General features: G+C 42.9%; 10 protein-coding genes. 8 read left to right on the top strand and 2 right to left on the bottom strand.

Going from position 1 to position 11,209, the window contains the following annotated elements; genetic code table 11:
- Positions 1–188, bottom strand: a 188-nt coding sequence (locus AC1DWN_RS18435) for a beta-galactosidase (protein ID WP_477560368.1), incomplete at its 3' end; no start/stop codon positions are given.
- A 165-nt stretch (positions 189–353) separates the two neighbouring features.
- Between AC1DWN_RS18435 and AC1DWN_RS18430 the strand changes: the two genes are divergently transcribed.
- Complete coding sequence (locus AC1DWN_RS18430; protein WP_477560367.1) at positions 354–1,244, top strand: AraC family transcriptional regulator; 891 nt, start codon at positions 354–356, stop codon at positions 1,242–1,244.
- Positions 1,245–1,367: 123 nt separating this feature from the next.
- Here the strand turns inward: AC1DWN_RS18430 and AC1DWN_RS18425 are convergent, their stop codons facing one another.
- On the bottom strand, positions 1,368–2,177 hold the full coding sequence (locus AC1DWN_RS18425) for a DUF4358 domain-containing protein (RefSeq protein ID WP_477560366.1): 810 nt from the start codon (positions 2,175–2,177) through the stop codon (positions 1,368–1,370).
- Between the two features lie 208 nt (positions 2,178–2,385).
- Between AC1DWN_RS18425 and AC1DWN_RS18420 the strand changes: the two genes are divergently transcribed.
- From AC1DWN_RS18420 to AC1DWN_RS18390, 7 genes are all read left to right on the top strand, one after another.
- On the top strand, positions 2,386–3,549 hold the full coding sequence (locus tag AC1DWN_RS18420) for a type III polyketide synthase (protein ID WP_477560365.1): 1,164 nt from the start codon (positions 2,386–2,388) through the stop codon (positions 3,547–3,549).
- Between the two features lie 34 nt (positions 3,550–3,583).
- Positions 3,584–4,255: an SAM-dependent methyltransferase gene (locus AC1DWN_RS18415; protein ID WP_477560364.1), complete on the top strand. Its 672-nt coding sequence runs from the start codon at positions 3,584–3,586 to the stop codon at positions 4,253–4,255.
- 23 nt (positions 4,256–4,278) lie between these two features.
- Positions 4,279–5,436 (top strand): NAD(P)/FAD-dependent oxidoreductase, encoded by a 1,158-nt coding sequence (locus AC1DWN_RS18410; protein ID WP_477560363.1) that lies wholly within the window; start codon positions 4,279–4,281, stop codon positions 5,434–5,436.
- 178 nt (positions 5,437–5,614) lie between these two features.
- Positions 5,615–6,526, top strand: a complete 912-nt coding sequence (gene trhO, locus AC1DWN_RS18405) for an oxygen-dependent tRNA uridine(34) hydroxylase TrhO (RefSeq protein ID WP_477560362.1) — start codon at positions 5,615–5,617, stop codon at positions 6,524–6,526.
- A gap of 214 nt (positions 6,527–6,740) precedes the next feature.
- Positions 6,741–8,978 (top strand): AraC family transcriptional regulator, encoded by a 2,238-nt coding sequence (locus AC1DWN_RS18400; protein ID WP_477560361.1) that lies wholly within the window; start codon positions 6,741–6,743, stop codon positions 8,976–8,978.
- A gap of 371 nt (positions 8,979–9,349) precedes the next feature.
- A complete protein-coding gene (locus AC1DWN_RS18395; protein ID WP_477560360.1) occupies positions 9,350–10,312 on the top strand; it encodes an ABC transporter permease in 963 nt (320 codons plus the stop codon).
- Positions 10,313–10,336: 24 nt separating this feature from the next.
- The coding region (locus AC1DWN_RS18390) for a carbohydrate ABC transporter permease (protein ID WP_477560359.1) at positions 10,337–11,209 on the top strand (873 nt) is incomplete at its 3' end.

Below are 11,209 nucleotides of genomic sequence, written 5' to 3'. Positions count from 1 at the left end.
TCTCTAGGTTCGTGCAGGTTCCATGCCACATAAGTTTCTACCGTATTAAAGCCGCAAGCTTTCAGTTTAAGCAGACGGTCGCGCCAATACTCAGGCACTACGCGAAAATAATGAATAGCCCCGGAAATAATAATCATTGGATTTCCATCCAGCATAAATCGATCGCCTCGATAATCGAACGTTCCCATTCTTTTCCCACCTTATGAATAATTGATATTACTTCTACCATCATAAGAATTAGGGAGAGTCGGGACAATTGGCAAAACCTCCATCAATTTGACCATTTGTTTTTATTGGGTGCTATAATAAACCAAACATCCATTGATAATTGTATGATAGGAGATAGGCGACAGATGGAGACAGAAATTTTATTAGCGAATATGACCCACACACTGCAGATAATAGGATGCCAATTTGGTGTCAAGTCACCTTATTGGTCTTATCCCAGACATCATCATCATCTATTTGAACTTTTGTATTGTTGGGAAGGTGAAGTCACGCAATCGGCGGAAGATCATGAATTTACTTTAAATGCGGGAGACTTACTGCTTTTGAAACCGGGAATTAAACACCATACTTATAACCATTCTACGAAACCATATAGTTTTATTAATATACACTTCAACATAGATGACAAGGAACTGCGACGCCTGCTGACAGCTAATGCTTATGAGCATATGAATAAGGAAATGGTTCAACAAACAAGGTTGACTGCCTATTTGCAAGAAATAGAGACAGTTCTTCAGTCGGAATTGCAAAGTTCCGATAATCAAGGATGGAATGGGAACCTGATCTCACTACACTTAACTGGCCTGAACAAACTATGGTTTCAAAGTCTTGTGCTATTCATGATTAAAGAGGTTGTTGTGCTTCTAAATTCCAGCAAGCCTGTAATTAGCAAAATTGAGAGCCATAACTCTACCCTTCAGGTCGATATAGCGCATGCCATGGAAGCGATGCTTCAAGACAAGTCTTATACGAAAGGCGCGATCACCGACATTGCCAAAAAGCAAAATTTAAGTAGAAGCCATTGCTATAAGATCTTTACTCAAGTGTACGGAATGTCACCGCGCCAATATTTGACTCAGATCAAGCTGAATCATGCCAAGCAATTACTTCTGGATAGCGAATTAACGATAGAAGCGATCTCAACGGAGCTTGGTTTTGCTTCATTGAGTCATTTCTCAAGACAGTTCAGACGATGGACGGGAGTTTCTCCATACCAGTATCGACCGAAGCATTAATTCAACAATGCAGATTTTATGATAATGCAATAAGCGAGTGAAGAGAACGTTATACGACGGGGAGTACACTCTTCCCATTAAAAAATACCGATGAGCCATTCATCGGTATTTTTGCATTTGATATTATTTTTTCGTGAAGAAGGTAGCAAATTCTTTCTCTAAATCATCAGCACTTTCTGAAATGATGAACATAACATAGTTGCCATTTGTAACAATCTTGTAGTTTTTAGCGTTCTCATACTGGTCTTGAAGATAATTTTCGAATTGCTTCGCGATGTCTGCCGCGCGTTTCTTGATAGCAGTTTTTACAGTGTCGACATCTTTTTCTTTTTTAACTTTGAAAATCGCAATCTCGTTAGTTTTAACGTTCATCATAGGCGCACGGACTGCAAATTCACTAAGTAAATTCATATCCATATAATAAGCATCTTTTATCATATCGCTATCCATTTCCATAAGCGAAGGCTGTTCAACTTCTTCGAGTATCTTTTTCAACATTTCCGTTGCTGACGGCAATGTTACCGTTTCAGGTGCTTTGGTAGGAGTAGGTTTTTTGGTAGGCTCTGGCTGTTTAGTAGGAACTGGTTTTTTTGTTGCTTCTGGTTTTTTGGTTGATTCCGGTTTCTGGGTWGTAGCAGGTTTTTTGGTAGCCGCAGGCTCTTTAGTCACTGCTGGCTTCTTGCTTGGTGCTGCTTCTTCACTTGGCGCAGGCGCTTTGGTAGGGTCTGGAGCTACAGTTGCTTGATCACTTGGCGCTACTGTTGCTTCTGGACTATTGCTTGGCGTTACATCCGGAGTTGCCGTTGCTTCCGTAGTGGGTGTATTGCTAGCCACTTCCTTATTGCCATTTGCTTCTCCGTTGCTGGAGCACGCGCTAAGCAAGTTCCCCAATAAAATAGTCGTCAACAAAATACCCAAAAAACGTTTCTTCATTATGTACATTCTCCTCGTCGGTTGTATTTCCCAAGAGTAGAGACGTAGCATTTAGTGCAAAGGTTGCAGTGAATTCATTTTTCTCAGATTTTAAGTATTTTTATCATCATGTCATAACAAATGAAAGATTCGAATAGTAATGCTTATAGTAGAAACTTGTCTGATCTTTTAAATAGTAAGATGTAAATTGAGAGGATGGATGTAGGATATGAAAGAACAAGCAGCTCCGATGATAGCAATGTTAGGCATAGGGACGGCTGTCCCAAATTATCGAATGGATCAAGCCGATACTTCAAAGCGATTAGTGGAGGCGTTAAGTGGGAACTCTGATTCCGCACGCTGGGCAAAACGAATATTTAAGCAATGCGGGGTGGAAAACCGTTATACCTGTGAACCTAACCTTCTGGAAGCAGCGGAGAATTGTCGTTATTTTCCGAGAGTAACGATAGATGGGGTGCCTACAACTACCGAACGAATGAAAACCTACAAACGAGAATCGGTTCCATTGGGACTCCGTGCTGCGCGTAAGGCTTTATCGGACAGCGGAGTAGAAGCAGCTGATATTACACATCTCATAACAGTGAGCTGTACTGGACAATTTCTACCTGGCATGGACGCTGCTCTAGTAGGACAACTCGGCTTAGCTGTAACGGTCAACAGAATCCCGCTTAACTTTCTAGGTTGTGCTGCAGGTCTCAAGGCTGTTTGTTTGTCAAGTCAACTCGTAGCGAGTGATCCRTCTGCGAAGGTTTTAGTTGTCTGCGTGGAGCTTTGTACGTTACATATTCAGCCCTCCAGCAATCGAGAAGCTTTATATGCTGCTTCATTTTTTGGGGATGGTGCATCAGCTTGCGTTATAGGTTCTCCAAGCGAAAAGCATTTGCCGATTTTTCAATTAGGACAAGTCCATTCGGTTCTTCTGCCGGAAGCTGCTGAAGAGATGGTCTGGGAGCTAGGTGATCATGGGTTTGATCTTTATCTCTCCCCAGATATTCCGAAGCTGATAGGAAAGTACATTCCTGCAGAAATTGAACGTATGATCAGCGGGGAGTTTGGTCATACTGATCTGGATCTATGGGCCATTCATCCAGGAGGGAAAGGAATTGTTGATATTTTGCAAGAGACTTTCAAGCTTACAGACGAGCAAACAAAGCCTAGCCGTACCATTCTTCGCGAATATGGAAATGTATCGTCTGCCACCATTTTATTCGTACTTAATGAGATGAGACAGGAGCTAAGAAACAGTGATTCTCAATCTAAGAATGGCATAGCGCTAGCGTTTGGTCCTGGCCTTACAGCAGAAATGATTAAGATCACTTATATGCCTGCTCCTATTATTCAAGAAAAGCTTGTAAGTGGCGCAAGTGTTTAAAAAGCTGAAGCAACGGGCAAAGGAGCCCGAGCTAATGGATGATTTGTCTGTAGGAGGCAAGGAGCTGAGTGAAGCGCTGCGTCATCTTCGCAGGCTGAATCGAATCTTTGGCGCCGCTGGTCCTACTCTTTATGGAATAAGGCAACTGTGGATGGAAGCGGGCAAACCGCAACGTTTTTCTATTATAGACATTGGTTCAGGGTCGGGGGATGTAAACAAGCGTCTCCTCCGATGGGCGGACACGAATCAAATTGATATAAACATTACGTTGGTTGATATAACAGAAGAGGCTTGTGAAGAAGCCAAAAAATATTTTAAAAACGAACCTCGCATCCATGTGTTAAGAAGTGATTTGTTTACATTGCCGGAGACAAGTGCTGATGTGATTACTGGAACACAGTTTGTACACCATTTTGCAGAGCATGAGCTTCCGAATGTTGTGAACAGCATGCTGAAGGCGTCCCGACTAGGGATAGTCTTAAATGATATACATAGGCACTGGATAGCATGGTCCGCAGTTTGGATTACGGCGAGAATGATATCGAATAACCGATACATATTAAATGACGGACCTCTATCCGTAGCGAAAGGCTTTCGTCCGGAAGATTGGAAGCAGCTGAGGAGAGCTTTAAGTTTACCTGATTTCCGCTATTTTTGGAGGCCTTTATTTCGTTATACAGTCGTCATAGGGAAACCAAAAGACTAACTCACTATATGGAGTTGAACAAGATGAATCCTCCCCATACCCATGATGTAGCTATTATTGGAGCAGGAATCGCCGGCAGCTGTCTAGCCAAAGCATTGGTGGATAAGGGCTGGTCAACGCTATTGCTCGATCGTCAGCACTTTCCAAGGCATAAGGTGTGCGGGGAATTCTTTTCTCCGGAATCTAGAAGTATGCTGAACGCATTTGGATTGCGAGGACTTGTAGATTCCCTTCATCCTAGCTTAATAAGTCAAACGCGCTTGATCTCTAGTGAAGGGGACACAATGGATATTGCTTTGCCTGGCATTGGCTTAGGGATGAGTCGTTACGTGTTGGATTCTGCCCTTCATCAGGAAGCTATAAAATCTGGCGTACAGGTGTGTACGGCTACAACGGTTACTGCTGTATATGCAAAGGATAAGGGTTATATTATTGAAACGAAGACTGGTCAACAAAATAAAACTTATTTTACGCGTGCTGCAATTGCAGCATGGGGGGCTAATCGCCGATCAGGCATTTTAGGCGAACATACTGATGACAATGTTGCCGCAAGTCGTACATATATGGGTGTGAAATCCCACTTTACAGGTGTAGATATTGGCCCGACTGTAGAGCTATATTTTTTTCGAGGCGGATACTTAGGCATTTCACCAATCGAAGGTGGATTAGTTAACGTTGCAGCACTTCTGATTCGAAAAGATTTTAAAGATGCGGATAAATCGATATTAGGACTGATTGAAGCGGCTGTCAGTAGAAATCCAAAGCTGCAGCAAAAGCTTGCGCATGCTGAAGCAGTGAAGGGGAGTCAAGCTGCTGTCGCGCCAGTTGATTTGAAGCGTAAGCCGATTGCTTGGGATGTAATCGCTCACGTGGGCGATGCGGCACAAATGATTGCGCCTCTATGCGGAGATGGGATGTCGATGGCACTGCGGTCTGCTGAGTTATGCGAGCCGCTTGCTCATCGCTATTTGCGAGGTGAAATATCACTAAAGATGTGGGAAGACCAATATAAGAAAGCACTACAAAGGGATTTTAACCGTCCACTGCGATGGGGACGAATGCTGCAAGCATTATTTAATGTCCCGATTATGCCTCGGWTGTTGCTTGGAGCAGCACATGTCATGCCGGATTTAGCCTACAAATTAGTTCAAGCGACTCGATTGAAAGAAACGCATAATTAGCTTATTTAGACTCAGAAGGCCCGGGGATGCTCTCGGGTCTTTTTTGTCATGGTCAATATTGTTAGATTAATTTTCAATATACACTTAGAGTTTCTTTTTTTGTGATGTTATAATATATAATAATGTATACTTACAATAAAAAAGGGCTTGTAAAAGGATCATATATTTGAGGAGTGTAATGAAAATGGATAATTACCAAATACTATTATTTTATAAGTTTGTACAAATAGATAATTCCGAACGGGTGACAGCTGAACATCTGGCCTATTGCAAAGATTTGGGTGTTAAGGGTCGGATTCTAATCGCTGATGAAGGCATAAACGGAACGGTATCTGGAACGATTGAGCAAACGGAACAATATATGAGCGATCTTCGCAGTAATCCGTTGTTCTCTGATATTGCCTTCAAGATAGACCCGTCGGAGGGGCATGCCTTCAAAAAAATGCATGTCAAGCATAGACAAGAAATTGTAACTCTACGTTATAATAAACCGCTAGATTATATTGAAAATACGGGACAAAGATTAGCGCCGAAGCAATTTTTTGAGTATTTGCAAAGGGACGATGTTATCGTTATTGACGGTAGAAACGATTATGAATTTGATATCGGCCATTTCCGCAATGCGATCAAACCAGAGGTCGAAACGTTTAAGGATTTCCCACAATGGCTGCTGGATAATTTAAGTGAACATAAAGATAAGCCGATTCTTACGTATTGTACGGGTGGTATTCGTTGTGAGAAACTAAGCAGTGTATTACTTGATCAAGGCTTTAAGGATGTCTATCAGCTGGATGGCGGTATTGTTACTTATGGGAAAGACCCTGAAGTACAGGGCAGATTATTCGATGGAAAATGTTATGTGTTTGACGACCGGATATCTGTAACCATTAATCAGACGGAAGAAGATCGGATTATAGCAACCTGCAAGCATTGTAATGAGCCGTCCGATCGTTATATTAACTGTACAGACAACGTATGTGATGAACGACATATTTGCTGCGAGAAATGCGAAGAGGAGACCAAAGGGTTCTGTTCAGCGGAATGTGAAGAGGAGCTTCATACTTTGGCAGCCTTTGAACTGGAAATTTAATGAATACGAACGGAGTCACTAAGTTATTTGCTGAACGGTGACCCCATTTATGGATAGTCAATAAAAAAGTGCCTGAACTTAGCCAGCAAGTAGATGACCTCTGAATTCGTCGGGGGGTCATCTTTTTTGCGTCTAAATGAGCATGATTCGCCTAATTGAGTATTGACATGTCATTCGTATAGTTGTAATTTGTACCAATAAAGGGGAGGTTTACATGAAGAAGAAGTGGAGAAATCGCCTTGTATTTGCTTATCTGCCTGTTTTTATTCTTGTTATTATTGTATTGCTATGGATATTTTTTGTCACTATGAGTGAATTGTCCAAGCAGCAGGCGCTGAAAGCGAACGAGATCTACGCAGAAAACACCATGCAATATATCGATTCCAAGCTGCGAACGGTTGAACAATATATCGTTCAGACATTTCTCGATGACCAATCMTTGATCGATTTCTACAGTACATCTCCATTATCTCAGAACCGTTACCTAAACGATCGCGACGTTTATAAGAAATTGATTCTGCTGCGAGACAGTTTCAGCGAGATTGATTCGGTGTATTTGTATCGCGCCCGTGATCAAATCGTCTTAAGTGACACGTCGATGATGAGGCTAGATCAATTCTCTAATAAACAATACTTGAACCATTTAATATCGGCTCCCCCTGCTAACAGATGGAATATTGGTCGCGATTATATCGACAACTCCGATATCACAACCCCCGTTGTGTCACTGGTCATGCGGATGCCATTACCGCTGGGTACGGAGGGTATATTAGTAGCTAACATTAAATTGCGAACGCTTTCCACCCTTGTCAGCAATGTAGCTCGTTCTAAATTTAGTTATCTCCACCTACTTGATGCTAATGGCGAATATATCATTGGCGACAACACCGTAGACGGAGGAGTTAGCGTAGATCAGGAAGATTTTACTGTCATGAAATCAGACTACACAGGCTGGACGATCCGTAGCGGATTTGTGGACGGCATCGTTTTTCGTTTTCTATCGAACCTTAATGCCTTCTGGATGGTGATCGGCATCATCACGGTCCTTGGTGGTGGATTATGGATCGTATACGTGAGTCGGCAGAACTACAAGCCGATTGAGTCGCTTTTGGAGAGGCTCTCAACCGTTCCACTGCAGAGGCCGCATATACTAGGACAAGTCAAGAACGATGAATTTAAAATTATTGATAATCTGCTGGATCATCTGCTCGAACAATTCGGCAAGTATCGGCTAGAGAACGACGAGAATTTCAGCTACCGCAGGCGATATTTGTTAGAAGAGTTGCTTGCCGGAACGCAACTTCGGCAGGAGGACGAATGGGAGAAAGAGTTATCGCGTTTCGGATTTCAAGAGACGTACGATCAATATAGGGTGTCCATTATCGAGATCGACAAATATACGTCTTTTACTTCTACTTACAATAATAAGGATCAATATTTAATTAAATTCATCATTGATAACGTGATTCAGGAATTGAATCAGAATGCGGGCATCCTGATCTGTCCAGAATGGATCGAAAAACATCGGTTATGCGTCGTCTGCCAGCTGCCGAACGAGACTGTAGTCGGCGACCCGTTTGGAGAGATTATGCGCAAAACGGTGGATTGGATCCAGAAAAACGCAGCGATAACGATCACCTGTGGACTTGGAACGAAAGTGTCGGGCATTCATAAGGTATCTAACTCTTATGAAGAAGCTTTAGAAGCGCTTAGCTATAAAACTACGTTCGGAGTCAGCAGTGTCATTGAATTCAAGGATATCAATAACAAGTCGGGAGAAGAAATATTCCGGTCCCTTCCTTATATTCGTGAACTGGTCCATTCCTACAGGATCGGCGAAGCCGAATGGGAACGCCATTATAACACCCTGTTTATGGAAATTCGCATACAACTATTTTCACGGGAACAAGTTGTGAATCTGATGAATTATCTATTATTTCATTTCTACAAGGAAATGTCGGGATTGTCCGCGGAATATCTGGAATGTTGGCGAGAATATGCAATGAATCCGATTAACGAATGGATTGTGACCTTCGACACCGTAGATGAATTGGAGAAAGAACTGCATGGTATTCTGGAGGATGCCCATCAGAGGCTGGATAACCTTCGTGTGCAGCGGAGCCAGCACGAGTTGATTGACCAAGTGAAAGCTTATATTGAGAGCGAATTTAACAATCCCGACTTCTCGCTCGTCATGTTGAGTGAGAGGTTTAAGTTGACACCAAATTATTTAAGTCGCTTGTTTAAAGAAGAATTTGGTGAGAAATTTATTGATTATTTGGCTAGCTTACGAATCGAACAAGCCAAATCTTTACTGGTCACAACATCTGAGGCGATCMAGGAAATCGCAGGTCGGGTCGGCTATACACATACCTTTTCATTTATCCGTGTATTTAAGAAATTAGTTGGCCGAACACCTGGCGATTACCGCAAGGAGTTCCAGCAATCTTAATACGAAAGTAGCCAAAACGATCGAGTCGGGGGAAAGATGAACAAAGTCCCTGCTTGATCGTTTTTTGTCCGTATAGGAGTGATTATAGGTTTCACCTTCATTTATTCTCTATATGTAAGGGAATTGTTGAATTAGAGTCTTGTGTGAAAACTGTGCATGAGATGTCACCAAGCACCACATAGGAAGAGATTAGCAGCGCTCGGAACGCTATAAACCCATGTCTGGAGCTGATTATTGAAGTTGTGCATCGGGTCTAAATATGTGAATTGCCGTGCTAGTGGACTTAGGTGTAGTGTTGGGTTGTGAACGGATTAGAAACGATCAACCACACGAGAGAACGCTCGGCAGAGCGACATAGGAGGTGAAGTCTCATGCAAGTATTTTCGAAACAATCAGCTTTAGAAATGGAAAAGTCGGATCGAACTAGAGATACGAAGAAGCGGAGCCGCAAGTTTCTGAAGCAAAACATTCCGCTCTATATCATGCTGGCACCCGCTATAATTTGTTTCCTCGTATTCAAGTACATACCCATGGGTGGGATCGTTCTTGCATTCAAGGAATATAGCTTTTGGGATGGAATTTGGGGTAGTCCATGGGTTGGATTTAAACATTTTGATTATTTGTTTAACAATCCGCAAGGATGGAGGATCATCCGAAATACGTTCATGCTGAGTTTACTTAGTTTTATTGGATTTCCATTTCCGATATTGCTTGCTTTGATGCTGAATGAAGTTCGGAAAATGTGGTTCAAAAAGATCGTGCAAACCTTGCTGTATTTGCCCCATTTCCTCTCATGGGTTATAGTCGGTGGCATCTTTATCACTTTGTTTTCTCAGGATTCTGGCTTGGTGAACGACATTATCGAGAAGCTGTTCGGTGAGCGGTATGCTTTCCTTTACAATCCGGCCTCTTGGACGGCGGTGTTCCTGAGTTCAAACATTTGGAAAGAAGCTGGCTTCTCTGCAATTATCTATTTGGCAGCGCTTACGACGATCGACCCGGGTTTGTACGAGTCGACCGCCATTGACGGTGCGGGCAAATGGCGTCAGATGTGGCACATATCGCTCCCGGGCATCCGACCTACCATTATTTTGATGCTAATCCTTGCGGTAGGACGTGTCATGGAGGTTAGTTTCGACCACATCTACGTGATGCAGAACCGGGTAGTTGCCGATATTTCGGAAGTCATCAGCACGTATACGTTCAAGACAGGAATTCAGGGGGGAGAATTCGGTGTTCCCGCTGCGATGGGATTATTCGAATCATTAGTAGCCTTCGTGCTGGTGGTGACCACAAACAGTATAGCCCGCAAATTTAACCACAGTCTGTGGTAATCGGGCTGGAAAGGAAGTGAGCACGTGAGAGAGAATACCGCTGGAAAATGGTTTCACGCTTCAGTTCATGTCATTCTGCTGCTGGCTGCGGTCAGCTGTCTCATACCGTTAATCAATATTATCGCGGTTTCGTTCAGCGACTCAGCAGCCATCGATTCAGGTTTCGTGTGGCTGTGGCCGATTCATTTCAATATAGAAGCTTATAAAACATTGTTTCTCGGTTCAAGAGTTATTCCCTCTTTTCTGAACAGCTTGCAGATCACGATAATTGGAACGGCATTAAGCTTGCTATGTACGACTCTTGCTGCTTATGCATTGTCCCGTAAATACTGCTACGGACGCAAATATATTACTCTGGCCATGATATTTACGATGATGTTCAGCGGTGGACTGATTCCATTTTTCCTTCTAATGAAAAACCTTGACCTGATCAACTCTTACTGGTCCTTATGGCTGCCCGGATTGGTTAGTGCCTATAATCTATTGCTTATGCGTTCCTATTTCGAGGGAATTCCGGCTGAGGTTGAAGAGTCTGCACGCATTGACGGCTGTGGGGAATGGCGTCTACTTGCGCAAATATTTCTTCCGTTGTCCTTACCCGTAATAGCGACGATTTGCTTATTTTTAGCGGTGAGCTACTGGAACTCCTTCCAGAACGTCCTCATATTCATCAATGATGCGGAGAAGATGAATTTGACCGTATTCGTTCAGCAGATGGTGCAAAGTCAGAGTATGCTGACTCAGAATATGGCCTTGCAACCCGAGGATCTGGAGAATATGTCACCTGAGGCTGTGAAAGCCGGAGGTATTGTGATCATGACGCTGCCTATGCTAATCGTATATCCTATGCTGCAAAAGTATTTTGTGAAGGGTGTGATGCTTGGCGCTGTCAAAGGT

The sequence above is a fragment of the Paenibacillus sp. P4_A7 genome, from assembly GCF_056402455.1.
Note: the sequence above shows the minus strand (reverse complement) of the source record. Positions and strands in the feature narration are given on the sequence as shown.